16 protein-coding genes and 1 pseudogene are annotated in these 13,809 nt (G+C 68.9%); 6 read left to right on the forward strand and 11 right to left on the reverse strand.

Going from position 1 to position 13,809, the window contains the following annotated elements:
* Positions 1-33: 33 nt before the first annotated feature.
* Complete coding sequence (locus V7053_RS06315) at positions 34-1,056, forward strand: zinc-dependent alcohol dehydrogenase family protein (protein WP_334171419.1); 1,023 nt, start codon at positions 34-36, stop codon at positions 1,054-1,056.
* A gap of 12 nt (positions 1,057-1,068) precedes the next feature.
* Here V7053_RS06315 and V7053_RS06320 read toward each other — a convergent pair whose 3' ends face one another.
* A complete protein-coding gene (locus V7053_RS06320) occupies positions 1,069-1,839 on the reverse strand; it encodes an SDR family NAD(P)-dependent oxidoreductase (protein WP_334171420.1) in 771 nt (256 codons plus the stop codon).
* 133 nt (positions 1,840-1,972) lie between these two features.
* Between V7053_RS06320 and V7053_RS06325 the strand changes: the two genes are divergently transcribed.
* Both V7053_RS06325 and V7053_RS06330 read left to right on the forward strand, forming a co-directional pair.
* Positions 1,973-3,010 (forward strand): zinc-dependent alcohol dehydrogenase family protein, encoded by a 1,038-nt coding sequence (locus V7053_RS06325; RefSeq protein WP_334171421.1) that lies wholly within the window; start codon positions 1,973-1,975, stop codon positions 3,008-3,010.
* Between the two features lie 11 nt (positions 3,011-3,021).
* Entirely contained in the window at positions 3,022-4,026 is a 1,005-nt protein-coding gene (locus V7053_RS06330; RefSeq protein WP_334171422.1) for an SDR family oxidoreductase, read from the forward strand.
* Here the strand turns inward: V7053_RS06330 and V7053_RS06335 are convergent.
* A complete protein-coding gene (locus tag V7053_RS06335) occupies positions 4,023-4,958 on the reverse strand; it encodes a glycoside hydrolase family 26 protein (protein WP_334171423.1) in 936 nt (311 codons plus the stop codon). The two genes, V7053_RS06330 and V7053_RS06335, sit on opposite strands and share 4 nt — an antisense overlap.
* 194 nt (positions 4,959-5,152) lie before the next feature.
* Between V7053_RS06335 and V7053_RS06340 the strand changes: the two genes are divergently transcribed.
* Positions 5,153-5,716, forward strand: a complete 564-nt coding sequence (locus V7053_RS06340; protein ID WP_334171424.1) for a Chromate resistance protein ChrB — start codon at positions 5,153-5,155, stop codon at positions 5,714-5,716.
* 76 nt (positions 5,717-5,792) lie between these two features.
* On the opposite strand, the gene V7053_RS06345 is transcribed toward V7053_RS06340, so the two are convergent.
* The 5 genes from V7053_RS06345 to V7053_RS06365 are packed head-to-tail and all read right to left on the reverse strand — an operon-like array spanning position 5,793 to position 10,791.
* Positions 5,793-5,996 carry a hypothetical protein gene (locus tag V7053_RS06345; protein WP_334171425.1) on the reverse strand — a complete coding sequence of 68 codons (204 nt, stop codon included), beginning with the start codon at positions 5,994-5,996 and terminating at the stop codon, positions 5,793-5,795.
* Between the two features lie 24 nt (positions 5,997-6,020).
* Entirely contained in the window at positions 6,021-6,788 is a 768-nt protein-coding gene (locus V7053_RS06350; protein WP_334171426.1) for a COG4280 domain-containing protein, read from the reverse strand.
* Positions 6,785-7,942 (reverse strand): ABC transporter ATP-binding protein, encoded by a 1,158-nt coding sequence (locus V7053_RS06355; protein ID WP_334171427.1) that lies wholly within the window; start codon positions 7,940-7,942, stop codon positions 6,785-6,787. Before V7053_RS06355 ends, V7053_RS06350 begins: the two co-directional genes overlap by 4 nt.
* On the reverse strand, positions 7,939-9,699 hold the full coding sequence (locus V7053_RS06360; protein WP_334171428.1) for an ABC transporter permease: 1,761 nt from the start codon (positions 9,697-9,699) through the stop codon (positions 7,939-7,941). Before V7053_RS06360 ends, V7053_RS06355 begins: the two co-directional genes overlap by 4 nt.
* A complete protein-coding gene (locus V7053_RS06365) occupies positions 9,700-10,791 on the reverse strand; it encodes an ABC transporter substrate-binding protein (protein ID WP_334171429.1) in 1,092 nt (363 codons plus the stop codon).
* 177 nt (positions 10,792-10,968) lie between these two features.
* Here V7053_RS06365 and V7053_RS06370 point away from each other — a divergent pair, with 177 nt between their 5' ends.
* The gene (locus V7053_RS06370; protein ID WP_334171430.1) at positions 10,969-11,151 is read left to right on the forward strand and encodes a hypothetical protein; all 183 of its coding nucleotides are present in this window, start codon (positions 10,969-10,971) and stop codon (positions 11,149-11,151) included.
* Positions 11,152-11,275: 124 nt separating this feature from the next.
* Here the strand turns inward: V7053_RS06370 and V7053_RS06375 are convergent, their stop codons facing one another.
* The 4 genes from V7053_RS06375 to V7053_RS06390 are packed head-to-tail and all read right to left on the reverse strand — an operon-like array spanning position 11,276 to position 13,400.
* Complete coding sequence (locus V7053_RS06375) at positions 11,276-11,503, reverse strand: hypothetical protein (RefSeq protein ID WP_334171431.1); 228 nt, start codon at positions 11,501-11,503, stop codon at positions 11,276-11,278.
* A complete protein-coding gene (locus tag V7053_RS06380; RefSeq protein WP_334171432.1) occupies positions 11,496-11,750 on the reverse strand; it encodes a PRC-barrel domain-containing protein in 255 nt (84 codons plus the stop codon). Before V7053_RS06380 ends, V7053_RS06375 begins: the two co-directional genes overlap by 8 nt.
* Positions 11,747-12,169, reverse strand: a complete 423-nt coding sequence (locus tag V7053_RS06385; RefSeq protein WP_334171433.1) for a hypothetical protein — start codon at positions 12,167-12,169, stop codon at positions 11,747-11,749. The genes V7053_RS06380 and V7053_RS06385 overlap by 4 nt, the downstream gene beginning before the upstream one ends.
* 10 nt (positions 12,170-12,179) lie before the next feature.
* Entirely contained in the window at positions 12,180-13,400 is a 1,221-nt protein-coding gene (locus tag V7053_RS06390; RefSeq protein ID WP_334171434.1) for an NRAMP family divalent metal transporter, read from the reverse strand.
* 204 nt (positions 13,401-13,604) lie between these two features.
* On the opposite strand from V7053_RS06390, the pseudogene V7053_RS06395 reads away from it, so the two are divergent.
* Positions 13,605-13,809: pseudogene (locus V7053_RS06395) on the forward strand (hypothetical protein); the annotation flags it as partial.

Here is a 13,809-nt window from a genome sequence, read left to right on the forward strand (position 1 = left end):
TCGAATCGGCATCCCTATCGAAAGGACCTCTCCATGCGTGGAGCGATCATGTATGCCCCCGGCGACGTCCGCGTCGAGGAGCGCGAGGATCCCACGATCCTCGAGCCGACCGACGCGATCATCCGGCTCGCCGCCACCTGCGTCTGCGGCTCGGACCTCTGGCCCTACCGTGGGACCGACGCAGTCACTGGGCCCTCGCCGATGGGCCACGAGTACGTGGGCGTCGTCGAGCAGGTCGGCAGCGACGTGCAGAACGTCAAGCCGGGCGACTTCGTCGTCGGTTCATTCTTCGCCTCCGACAACACGTGCGAGATCTGCCGGTCCGGGTACCAGACCTCGTGCATCCACCGGGTCGGCATGGGCAGCCTCGGCTGCCAGGCCGAGCTGCTGCGCGTCCCCCTCGCGGACGGCACGCTCGTCGCGACCCCGGGAATGCCGGACGAGGACCTGATCCCGAGCCTGCTCGCGGCGTCCGACGTGCTCGGCACCGGTTGGTTCGGAGCCTTGGCTGCCGAGGTCGGTCCCGGCAAGACTGTTGCCGTCGTGGGCGACGGCGCGGTGGGCCTCCTCGCTGTCCTGGCCGCCAAGCAGCTCGGCGCCGAGCGGATCATCGCGATGTCGCGCCACGCGGCGCGGCAGTCCCTCGCCCGCGAGTTCGGCGCCACCGACATCGTCACGGAGCGGGGCGACGACGGCGTGGCCAAGGTCAAGGAACTCACAGACGGCCTCGGTGCCCACTCGGTGATCGAGGCGGTCGGCACGCAGGAGTCGATGATGCAGGCCATCCGGTCCACGCGCCCCGGCGGCCACGTCGGCTACGTGGGCGTCTCGCACGACGTCGAACTGCCGGGCGAGGAGCTCTTCTTCTCGCACGTGCACCTGCACGGCGGCCCGGCCCCCGTGCGCGAGTACCTGCCGAAGCTGATCGAGCTCATCTGGAACCGGGAGATCGACCCGGGGAAGGTCTTCGACCTCGAACTCCCGCTCGACGAGGCAGCCGAGGCCTACAAGGCCATGGACGAGCGCCGGGCGATCAAGGTGCTCCTTCGCCCTTAGCCCACGGCTTCGCTAGTCCGGCAGATCGACCCGCGTGAGCTCGGCGAGCTTCGCGACCACCGCATCCTGGAACGGCACGTCCCGGACGGGGGCGGCCGGCTCGCGGCGGCGCTGGTGGTACCAGTAGCCGCCGCTGGTCCGGGCGTCGTCGTCCTCCGCCGCGGCGAGCCACGCCTGGGTGACGTGGCCCTGCTCGAGGTCGTCCGGGGCGTTGGGGCCGCCCATCCGGGTCGGCACCCAGCCGGGGTCGACGGCGTTGCTCAGCACGTGGGGCCACCGCCGCGCGAGGGCGAACGCGAGCGCGCTCACGAGCAGCTTGCTGTCCGAATAGGCTTGGTAGGCGTCCCAACGGCGCGACAGCCAGTCGACGTCGTCGAGCGACGCCGTGCCGCTGCGGTGCATCCCACTCGTGAGGAACACGAGACGGGACGGGCGCCTGAGCCTGGCAGTGAGCAGATACGGGGCGAGGACGTTGACCGCGAGCACGCGCGCGTGGCCTTCCGGCGTCGTGACGCGCCGCGACTCGGTGTACACCCCGGCGTTGTGGATCACGGCGTCCATCCGGCCCAGTTCGTTGACCTCGTCCGCAAGGGCGAGCGTCTCCGCCCGCACGGAGAGATCACCGACGACGACGCCGTCCGCCTCGGCGGCGACGTCGCCCAGAGCTTGGGCTCGCTCGGGCGTCCGCGCGTGGACGACGACGTCGTGGCCTTGCGCGATGAGCGTTCGAGCGGCCGCGAGGCCGAGGCCCTGGGTCGAGCCGGTGATGAAGATGCGGGCCACGGAGGCCTCCTCCCTAGCGCGGGCAGTGCCTCGATCATAGGCATCAGAGATGTGAGAGGATCTGGCGGACCGCAGTCTGAGAGACGAAATCTGGGCGGAACCCGGCCGAGCTAGGGCCGAGCTAGGAGGGCACGTGCGTGCGATCGTGATGGACCAGGTTGCCGGGCCGCTTGCTGTCCGCGACGTGGAAGAACCGAAGGCGCCGGCGGGCGGCGTCGTCATCGCCGTCGTCGCGACCGGGCTGTGCCGCAGCGACTGGCACGCGTGGGCTGGGCACGACGACATCGCGCTGCCCCATGTCCCGGGCCACGAGTTCGCTGGCGTCATCTCCGAAGTCGGGGCCGGCGTGGTGAACTGGTCGGTCGGGGACCGCGTCACTGCTCCCTTCGTGGAGGGCTGCGGGGTGTGCGAGTGGTGCCTGGCGGGCAACGCCCAGGTCTGCCCGGCGCAGGAGCAGCCCGGGTTCACCCACTGGGGCTCCTTCGGCGAGCGGGTCGTGATCCACGCCGCGGACACCAACCTTGTCGCGATCCCCGAGGGCGTGAGCTTCGAGGCCGCGGCGAGCCTGGGCTGCCGCTTCGCGACCGCCTACCGCGCCCTCACGAGCCGCGCACGCCTCGCCGCCGGGGAGTGGGTCACGATCGTCGGGGCCGGCGGAGTGGGGCTGAGCGCCGTCATGATTGCGAAGGCGCTGGGTGGAAACGTGGTCGCCGTCGACCGGAATGCCGGCGCCCTCGACGTGGCGGCGTCGCTCGGCGCCGATCACGTGCTGCTCGCCGACGGTGCCGACATTGCGCGACAGGTCCACGCTCTGACGGGTGGGGGAAGCCATGTCTCGGTCGACGCCGTCGGCAGCGAGCAGACGTGCGCGGACGCAATCTTCTCGCTGCGACGCCGCGGCCGGCACGTCCAGATCGGGCTTCTGCCGCCCGTGGAAGGGCACCCCCGGGTGCCGATGGCGAGGGTGATCGCGTGGGAGCTCGACGTGTTCGGCAGCCACGGGATGGCCGCCGCCGACTACCCCGGGATGCTTGCCCTGATCGAGTCCAGGGCCCTCGAACCGCAGCGCCTCGTCGAGCGGGTCATCGGGCTCGACGAGGCCGCCCGCCTGCTGCCGAGCTTCGACACGGCGAACGTGGCAGGGATCACAATGATCGATCCCCGGCGGTAGGGTTTAGTTCCATGGCGGGAAAAAGCATCCTCTACATCGGCGGAACCGGCACGATCAGCTCGGCCTGCGTCGCCCGGTCCCTGGAGCGGGGAGACGCCGTGACCGTGCTCAACCGAGGCACGGGACGGCAACCCCTTCCAGCGGGAGCCGAGAGCCTCGTCGCGGATGCGCGGGATCCGCAATCGGTGCGCGCCGCGCTGGGGGACCGCGAGTTCGACGCCGTCGCGCAGTTCGTGGCGTTCACGCCCGATCAGGTCGCGACAGACATCGACCTCTACGAGGGCCGCACCGGGCAATACGTCTTCATCAGCTCGGCGTCCGCCTACGAGAAGCCCCCACGGCGCCTGCCCATCACGGAGTCCACTCCCCTGCGCAACCCGTTCTGGCAGTACTCACGGGACAAGATCGCCTGCGAAGACCTCCTCGTGGGCGCCTTCCGGGAGCGCGGCCTGCCGGTCACCATCGTCCGTCCCTCACACACCTACGATGACCGCCGCCTCCCCAACCTCGGCGGATGGACCGACATCGCCCGCATGCGGGCGGGCAAGCCCGTCGTGATCCACGGCGACGGGACGAGCCTCTGGACCCTCACCCACAGCCAGGACTTCGCGGTGGCGTTCTCCGGCCTGCTCGGCCACCCCGACGCGATCGGCGAGGCGTTCACCATCACCGGTGACCACGCCCCCACGTGGAACCAGATCTACCGCTGGCTCGCCGATGCGGCGGGCGTCGAGGCGCCCCAGTTCGTCCATGTCGCCTCCGAGACCATGGCCCAGCTTCATCCTCCCTTCGGGCCGGGCCTCCTCGGAGACCGGTCGCACTCGGTCCTGTTCGACACGAGCAGGGTGCGCGCTCTCGTCCCCGAGTTCCGCACCACCATCACGTTCGACGAGGGCGCGCGACGTCTCCTGGCCCACTACGAGGCGCATCCGGATCTCCAGATCCTCGACGACGAGCTGGACGCCGCGTTCGACCGCATCGCGTCCGTCGCGTTGAGCGCGGCGGCAGCCGGCTAGCGCGCCGCCAACGCCGCCCGGAAGGCATCCGCCGACGCCTGAGTCGAATCGATGCGCCAGTCGACCTCCTTGTTCTGATCGAACCAGACGAATGCGGCGACATCGGGCTGCGCGTCGAGGTACGAGAGGAGTTGGGTGATCCAGTCCGGCTTCGATCCGCCGGACTCGGCCGAGGCCGTCTCGGCGATCACGATGGGCTTCTTGGGGGCGACGGCGCGCAGCGAGGTGAGGCCAAGGCCGAACAGGTCCGACGGGGCAACCCACGAGCTCCACGTTTGGCTTGTGCCCCAGTTGTAGCCGTCAAGACCCACTTGGTCCACGTACTTCGCCCCGGGATAGAGCTCGGACAGCGACGTGGATCCGGTGTACGGCACGTTGGGCGACCACAGCCATGAGACGTTCGTGGCTCCCGCCCGCGCGAAGACGTCGTGGACGTGCTTCCACGCGGCCACGTAGTCCCCCGCCTGATTGCCGTTGACGCCCTCGGCCCAGGGATACCAGTTGCCGTTCATCTCATGTGCGAAGCGGAGGGTGAGCGGCTTGCCCCACGTCCTCAGGCTCTTGGCCCAGTTCGTGAGGTAGGCATCGAAGTTTCCCGCCGTGATGTTCTTCAGGGAATAGGCCGGCTGAACGGTGCCGGCACCCCACGTCCACGGTTCCCACGTCAGGATCGGCCGGGCGCCGCGAGCGACGGCGGCGTCGAGCGACGAGATCGGCGGAGCCTGCTGGAAGTCCTCGTAGAAGAGAAGACTCGACGGCGCCTCGCCCGCAGTCGTGGTGATCGCGTCGAGCTCGGTGCTGTCGAGGGGGCCTCCGGGGTTCGCGACGCCGAAGCCGAGGCGGGACGTGCGGGTCACGGTGGAGGTTGCGGCATCCGCCGGCACGGTCAGGGCGACCACGAGGCCGACGGCGAGGGCCGAGGCGACGGCCACGGCAAGGAGGCGAAAGCATACCCACGGTCGCACCAATTTCACTGGATCTCCCCGCTCGAGTCCTCTGCGTGTCGGAGAGATGACAATAGCAGTTAAGTCGCTTTTGTCCCGCTCTCACCAGGTCCGGGCACAGGCCGAAGCGAGAGCCGGGCAGGCGCGCCAAGCGGGCGCGCGGTGCTGGCAGACTGGTGCCTATGAGCGACGAGAGTGGGGACGGAACCTCTGAAGCCGGCGGCTGGCTGGTGCTCGTGTACCGAGTGCCCGCAGAGCCGACCCGCCATCGATCCACGGTATGGAGGCGTCTCAAGTCGATGGGGGCGGTCTATCTGCAGAACTCGGTCGCGGCCATGCCGGCGGGCAAGTCGTCCGAGCACGCCCTCCGCAAACTGAGGCGCGAGATCCTCGACATGGACGGTACTGCCTGGATCCTGAGCGCGGACGCCCTCGTCGGCAACGCCGAGATCCAGGGCCTGTTCCAACAGGCGCGGGACGCGGAGTACGACGAGATCCTGGACAAATGCGCAGACTTCCACGCGGGCCTCGAGAAGGAGTATGCCGCCGCGCACTTCACGTACGGCGAACTCGAGGAGAACGAGGTCGAACTCGTGAAGCTGCGTGGGTGGATGGAGAAGGTCCGAGCCCGCGACGCCTTCGGGGCGCCCTTGCGCGAGAAGACCGAGGCTGCGCTCGCGGCGTGTGCCGAGGCCCTCGAGGCGTACGCCGGCAGGGTGTACGAGGAAGACGGCGACGGGGCCTGAGCGGCGCGGACGACGCCCGGCGGCGAGTCGCGGGGACTCGCCGCCCGGCGTCGTGGGTGAGGCTCTGAGGCCCAGGTCAGCGCTTGGGCATCATCCGGCGGATGCTCACCGGCAGGATGGCGAGGACGACGACGGGCATGAGCCACCAGGTGGGCAGCCCCGTTGAGTGGCTGAGGACGTAGGTGGCAGCCAGCCCGACAACGACGGCGGCCGCGACGGCCCAGTCGTCGCCGATGAGGAAGTCCCACCAGAACAGACCGAAGGCCTTGATCTTCTGCATCGCTTTTCTCCTTTGGTTCGTGGGTCAGCTGGCCGTCGCGCGGGCCGCGACGTCGGAGGGGGCTGGCGCCTTCGGGCGCCGGAACATCGCGACGAACGCGAGGGCGACGACGAGGACGCCCGGGATGATGGCCAGAAGCGCCGCGTCGGAGCCGGGCCAGTTCGCGCCCGCCCCTTCGGCACCCCAGAAGAGGCCGAACGAGGTCAGCATGACGCCGACAACGAACTTCATGGTGTTCTCGGGGACGCGCGAGAGGGGCGCCCGGACGGCCAGCCCCGCGATGGCGACGAGGACGACGGCGGCCACCGCGCCGATCGCTGCGAGCGGCACGTCGTGCTGGTTGCTGCCGAAGGTCAGCGCGATGAAGACGACCTCAAGCCCTTCGAGCAGGACGCCCTTGAACGACAGGGTGAACGCATACCAGTCCCCGGCGAACGGCCTCCGCCCGACCGCGGCCGACCGGGCGGCGTCGAGTTCCTCCACGTACGTCGCGTCCTCGTCGTGGAGGGCCTTGTTGCCGCTCGCACGGAGGATCGCCTTGCGCAGCCAACCGATCCCGAACACGAGCAGCAGGCCCCCGACGACGATGCGGAGGGCAGTCAGCGGCAGCGCCGTGACCGCGGGGCCGAGGACGGCCACCAAGACTGCGAGCACGACGAGGGCCGCCGCCATGCCCTTGAGCGCTGAGCGCCAGTCCCTTCCGGTCCCGGCGGCGAGGATGATCGTGAGGGCCTCGACGGCCTCGACCACGCAGGCCAGGAATACCGCGGCGAACAATGCGAATCCAGTCACAGGGCAGGCTGCCTTCCTTGCAGGAGAACCCGTCGCTCGGGTTCAAAACTAACGGCTGTTACATTCATTTCATCACCAGTGTCGCACCTTTCTGGGTGGACATGGCAACCCTCGGGGGTCAGGCGGATTCCGACCTGTGCTCCCCGCTCGACTCGGGTGGCGGAGTGTAGCCCCGTGAGCATGCCCGCCTCCGTCCTGACCGCGTGCTCATAGCCGCGCCCTCGGTAGGCGACGTCCGTGACAACGGCCTGGACGGCGTCGGCCTCTGTGCGCGAGGTGAAGGCCGCCGCATCCGGCCGGATGATCATGCTGGCCATCTCGCCCTCACGAAGTGGGCCCAGAGCTCGCGCTGTCAGTGCAGCTCCGCCGAGGTGGACGGTGGCGCGCTCGCCCTCAGCGGCGGCCACCTGCACGGGGAGTTCCCCCGCGCACCCGGTGAAGCGAGCGACGAAGGGAGTGGCCGGACGCTGGTAGACCTCTTCCGGCCGATCAAGCTGGACAAGCCTGCCCTCATCGAGGACGCCGATGCGATCGGCGAGCGCGAAGGCCTCGGACTGATCGTGGGTGATGTACACGGCGGTCGCGCCGCAGAGCCTCGTGACGCGGGAGATCTCGAGACGCAGGCGCTCCCGGAGGTCGGCATCCAAGTTGGAGAGGGGCTCGTCGAAGAGCAGCAGGCCCGGGCGGGAGACGATGGCCCGGGCCAGGGCCACTCGCTGCTGCTGGCCGCCGGAGAGGTCGGACGGGAATCTGCGCGCGTACTCGCCTAGCCCCACGGCACCGAGCGCCTCAGCGGTGCGTGCAGCGGAGTCGGCGCGGGAAAGGCGCCTTCGCCTGAGCGCAAAGGCGACGTTCTGGGCGACGGTGAGATGGGGCCACAGCGCGTAGTCCTGGAAGACCATCCCGAGGTCGCGACGCTCGGGCGGTACGTGCAGGCCGCCGTCGTCGACTGTGCGGCCGGAGATCTCGAGGAGCCCCGTGTCGAGACGCTCGACTCCGGCGAGGGCCCGCACAAGGGTGGACTTGCCCGATCCGGACGGCCCGAGCAGGACGAGGAACTCGCCGGGCTCAATGTCGAGATCGATCCCGGAGAGTGCTTGGACGGTCCCATAGCGCTTCCCCAGGCCCGCGGCCTTGATGCGGTGCCCGCTCATGCGGTCGTACCGATCCGCCGCCAGCCCGTCGGGGCGAGCAGGGCCCAGAGCCCCCAGGCGAGGCCCATCACAGCCAGGGCGAGCAGGACGGCTAGGACTTCCATGGCTGTCCCTCCTCCGTAGTCGTAGTTCGAGAGTGCTTTGGTGATGCCGATCGCCACCGGAGGCTGACCGGGCGGGTAGAGCAGTTCAGACACGGGAAGCTCCAGGAGAGTGGCGCCGAAGGTGAGGAGCCATGCCGAGATGAGGGGCCTCGCCAGCAGCGGGAGGGCCGTATGGATCCAGGACCTGATCGCGCCCGCGCCATGGACCCTGGCGGCGAGCGGCAGGGAGAGCTGAACCTGGCCGACGGTTCCGACCAGAAGCCTCGTCGTGGAGGGCAGCGCTGTGGCGATGTAGCCCAACAGGAGGAGCAGCGGGGTGCCGTAGACGTGGATGCCGAGGGCATTCGTGATCGGGAGGTTGTAGGTGAAGATGTATCCGGCCGAGAACACGATCCCCGGCAGGGCCACGGCGGTCAGCAGGAGCAGGTCGAGCACCCGCCGGGAGAGCCGCCCCTCCGAGCCCGTCAGCAGCCGCGCAGCCACGAGGGCCAGGAGAACGGCGACCGTGGCCGTGGCCGCCCCCATCCAGACCGAGAAGACGAGGGGCCCGTGCAGCGCCGGGCTCGCTATGACGCGCGCATAGTTGTCCAGCGTGAAGCCGTGCGAACCGTCGAGGTTGCCGAGGCCGCTGATCACCGAGGCGCTGAGCGCGCCGAAGACCGGAACCCCGAGTGCGATCAGCTCGACGAGGAGGAGCCCCACGAGCACCCCCACCCGACGCGACCCCCGCAGCAGATGACGCCGCGCCCTCCGGCTGCGGCCGCTCAGGACTCGATAGCTGCGGCCACGGAGCGCCCGATGCTGGGCGAAGACCGCGAGGCCCGCCATCGCCAGCAGGACCCAGCCCACGGCCGCGGCAACGGGGAAGTCCACAGGGAAGGCCTGCACGGCGTTGTAGAGGGTGTAGGTGGCAATGGGGAACTTCGCATCGTTGGCGAGGGTCGCCGCCACCCCGAAGTCGCTGATGGACTCGGCGAAGACGATGGCGAAAGACGACCACACGGCGGGAGCCAGCAGCGCCGCCGTGATCCGCGCCGCTTGAGCCGGGCCCCCGCCGTGGACGCGCGCCGCAGCAGCGAACTCGTCCCCGAGGCCGCGCAGCGCCCCAGAGACTGCGAGATAGGCGAAGGGCAAGCCCTTGACGGCGAGGACGGCGGTCACACCGACCGGTCCGTAGACGAGGCCCCGCAGGCCACTGCTGGGTACTCCGAGGACATCGAAGACGCCGCCTGGCTCGAGGAGCCGCTCCCAGCCGAGGGCGATCAGATAGGAGGGCGCAAGCAAGAGCGCGAACATGGACGAGCTCCACAGCGGGCGCAAGGGGACGTCCGTGCGGTTGACCGTCCACGCGATCGCACCGCCGAAGAACGTCGCGGCCGCTCCGGCCCCCGTCCCGACGAGCAGGGTGTTGCCCACCGCAGGGAGGAAGGTCGGCGTCGCGATCTGCCTGAAGGCCGCCAGGCTGAACCACGAGGGGCCCTGCTCGAACAAGGCCGGGCTGACGGCGACGAGCAGGAAGAGCACGATGGGAAGCACGAGCAGCCCGAAGATCGCGATCCAGAAGAGGATCCATCCAGTGCTCCGGAGAGACGCGCCCCTGCGCCGGACAGGAGTTTCCTGCCCGGCGCGGAGCGTGGTCGAGAGAGTCGCCATCTACTTGATGGTCGAGTCGAACCAGGTGTTGATCTGCCCTTCGAGCGGGCCCCAGAAGGTCGGGTCGATCCGCTGGAAGTCGGGCATCGCGGGAAGCGCCGAAGGCGCCTGTACGCCGGGAACAATGGGCCAGTAGAGCGAGTCGCCCTGAGGGTCGCTCGCCTGCATGACCTTCTGGCCGGCAGGGGAGAGCACGTAGTCGACGAACTGCTTCGCCTCCGACTGAACCTCCGCGGGGGCCTGCTTGTCGATTCCGATGACTCCCGGCAGGAGAGTCGCCTTCGGCAGGTAGACGACCTTCGGGTCGAAGGAGGAGGTCTTCTTGGCCTTGAGGACTTCTCCAGCTGCCGCCGAGCTCTGGATGATGCCGTAGTCGATCTGGCCCGTTTCGAGCGCGTGCAGGGTGTCACCATTCGTGGGGTAGACGTGAAGGCCGTTGGACTTGAGCTTCGAGAAGTAGGCTTCACCGGCATTCAGTCCGTTCGACTGGCCCCCGAGCTGGTTCATGAGACCGGCAATGAACGGGAACGTGGGGCCCGACTGCGAAGGATCGTTCATCCCCACCTTGCCCTGATAGGGAGCCGTGGTGAGGTCGTCATAGCTCGATGGAACGGCGCTCGCCTTGGCCGCGTTGTAGATGACTGCCGCCATGACCGTCGTGCTCACCGGGATGTAGGAGTGGTCCGAGGGCACGAGCTGCTGACCCGCCGGCGTGAGAGTCGCGCTCGGCGTGTAGGGGGCAAGCATTCCCTGCTGGTCCAGCGCCGCGAAGGCAGTATCACCGTCGACCCAGAGCAGTCCCCACTGCGGATTGTTCTTCTCCGCTTGGACCTTGGTCAGCAGGGGGCCCGTGGAATCGTCGACGAGCTTCACCGGGATGCCGGTCGCCGCCGTGAAAGCCTTGGTGACGTCCGAGTCGTAGCCCTGGGCCGAATAGACGACCAGAGGCGTCTTGGCGCCGGCGCTGGCGGTGGACGACGACCCGGCCGACACAGCGGCGCTCGACGCCCCGCAGCCTGCGAGGGCCAGGGCCGCAGCCCCGGCTGCGGCCACGAGCGTGAGTGCACGCCCGTTCATCTTGCCACCCATCATTTCTGCCTCCTCATCAAGAGTTTGTTGGTCGGTGCAACAACCGTTAGAAACGGTGAGGGTCTGCCGTTAAACCCCCATGGCAGCGAAGTGACCCAATGGTGAACTGTCGGCCAATATTCGGAAGGTGGCCGTGCGGGCGCCACAGGGCGCCGGCACGCGGCATAGCATCCTGAAGCGATGCCCGACCCCCATGCACCCAGCGCCGTGCCCCACAAGAAGCTCGACGGCCGCCTCGGCCTGTCGGATGAGGAGGCACGCGCACGGTCCGAACCTGAGCCCGAGGCGACTCCTGCGGCGTGGGGGCCCGAGCACGAAGACTATGCAGAAGCAGTCCGCGCCTTGACGAGTCTGGGGTACTAGGGGTGCGTCCAGAGACTCCCGGGCGGGCTGGAAAGCGCCGACGCGTGGCTGCGCCAACAGGTCCCGGCCGTCCTGGGCTCGCCCGCGTACAGGCAGGACGGAATGCTCGTGACCACCTGCATCCCTATCCCTGGGCTTCCCTCCGCTGCGCTCGCGGGTCTCCCTTCCGTCCGGGCGCGATCTGCTCGCTTGGATTCTCGTACCGGCCTGTCAGATTCCCCTTGCCGTCGTAGGTATGCACGCGGGGGCGTTCCTCCGGAAGCCGAGCAACGGCGAACAGATAGACGGCGAAAGCGACGACGACGGTGCTCACGAGCGCCGTGACGGCCCACCCGATGATGGCCTCAGCCATGGTGCGCTCCCAAGTGCACTCCACGGGCGTCGATCGAGGTGACGTGGCTGGACGGGATCGTCGTCAGCTTGGGGCGAGGCCTGAACCTCGCAGCGAGAAGGGCGAAGCGATTCGGCACCATGAGCAGAGCCCGAACCACCATCTCCTCGCCTTCCGGTGCCGCGACGACGTCCAGCACTCTGCCCCGAACCCGCCCTTCGCCCGAGATCACCGGCAGTCCGCGCAGCCGGCTGTAACGGAGCATCATGCCTCTTCCCTCCCTGACCCTGGCAGCCTCCTGACGAAGCGGAGGGCGGCCTCGTCCACGGCGCGCAGGCCTGCTTCCACGCGCTCGACGTCGAGGTGCACGAAGGCGTCGATCGCCTTGACGTGGGACCAGGCCACCGTCGCGGGACCCGGGTCGCGAACCCCGATCATCCGGTAGCAGGCACGGGCTGCCGCACTCAGCGCTCTGGGCATCGGCCTGGCCGCGGGCCCCGAGACGATCGCACGCAGCACGAGCCGCGGGGGATCGCCCTCGGCACGCCCCTCCACGAGCTCGAACTCCAGATCGTCCACTCGCCCGGCCCGGCGTCCGTCACGGTCAAGGAGAGCATGGTCGATGATCTGGCCCATCGACAGCCCCCGGGGGCGCCCGCCGTCGTCGTTCGCTGCCACCTCGGGCACCCCTGCGCGCCTAGAAGTTGCCACCGGTGATCACCAGGAGGGGGACGGTCGCGAGCGTGGTGAGCACGAGCACGGCGAGGACAAGGGAGGCCACGACGTTGATCGGCAGCGAATTGCGCTGCTTGCCCATGAACTGGGAATCGTTGGCCAGCAGCAGGAGCGGACCGAAGGTGAAGGGCAGCGCGGCGGATCCGAAGGCCATGGTGATGACGGTGAATTGGATCGGGTCGACCCCGGTGAGGTCGATGGCCATGGCCACGACGATCATCGCGAGGAAGACGAGGTTGAAAGCTGGGGCGTTTCGGGCAGCCGCGCTCTTGCCCCAATCCCAGCCGTAGTACTGCGCGATGGCGTAGCCGCCCGACAGGCACAGCTCTACCGAGGCTGCCACGGAGACGGCGAACACGCCGATCACGAAGACGAGGAAGCCAATCTCGCCGAACGCTGCCTGCGCCGGCTGAGCGGCAGCCCGGATGGTGTCCACGGGCTGGGGGGCTGGATACAGCGCTTTGCCCCCCGCGATCATGACGGCAACCGTCATGATCGCCCCGAACAGCGTTCCCACCACGGCCACAATCCTGTTCCGCCCGAGGTCTTTGCCCGTCCAGCCCTCCTCGATCGCCCCGGAGGAGTAGAAGTCGAATTGGTAAGGCGTCATGAACGAGCCGAGGAGTGACGCGGTGGCAAAGAGGTAGGCCGCGACCGAAGACGAGGGTGCGATGTCCGGGTGGACCAGGGAGACGGCGACCCGGCCCCAGTCGGGGGACAGCGCGACGCTCGCCGGAACCATGACGAGCATGGTCAGGCCGGCAAGGGCGGCGCCGGTGTCGATCTTGCTGAAATTGAAGAACCAGAGGGCGAGGGCAAGGGCGGCGGCGACCAGAGGAACCCAGATCCGGTAGCCGACGCCGGTGAGCAGCTGCAGCGCGAGGGACATCCCGACGAGGTCCACGGCAAGGACCAGCACGTGCACGATCACGTTGGCGACCAGCGGAACGGCTCCCAACCGTGGGCCCAGCCGGGTGCGAATCACCTCGTACGTGGGTTGGGCGGAGGAGATCGCCACGCGACCGGACATCTCAGCGAACACCGAGAATCCCACGAGGCCCAGCACCACCGTCCACAGGAGGGCGAATTGGAACCGGGCGCCGGCCGAGACGGCCGTGATCACCCCGCCCGTGTCGAGGAAGCCGCCGATGCCTGCCAGCACGCCGAGGGCAAGAGCGGCCACAGGATGCTTCGTACTTCTGGCCTTCTGCCGTCTGCTCACCCGTTTCCTCCCTGTCGGTGTCCTCGCTGCTGCAGTACCCGCAATCGAGGGCTGCAAGCCCTCACGGCCGTGAGAGCGAGGTCACGAGCGCGAGCCCCACCGCGCCCGCCTTCGGGAGTGCTGGTGATAGATTCGCAACGAAGCGACGACGCCGGAGAAGGAACGATGGATCCCACGACAGAATCGGGGCACTCCCCGGGCTGCTGTTCCCCGGCCAGATCCGACCCGCTGGGGCTCCCTCACTTGGGCGGCGCGTCGCCAGAGCAACCCGCAAGCCCGCCAGTCCACGATGACGTGCAGGTCCGCGACGACGTAGCGGTCCCGGGTGGGGTGTTCGGGATGGGCGACGCGTTCGGGGAGGGCTATGCCT

The organism is Sinomonas sp., assembly GCF_036848755.1.
Classification (GTDB): Bacteria; Actinomycetota; Actinomycetes; order Actinomycetales; family Micrococcaceae; genus Sinomonas.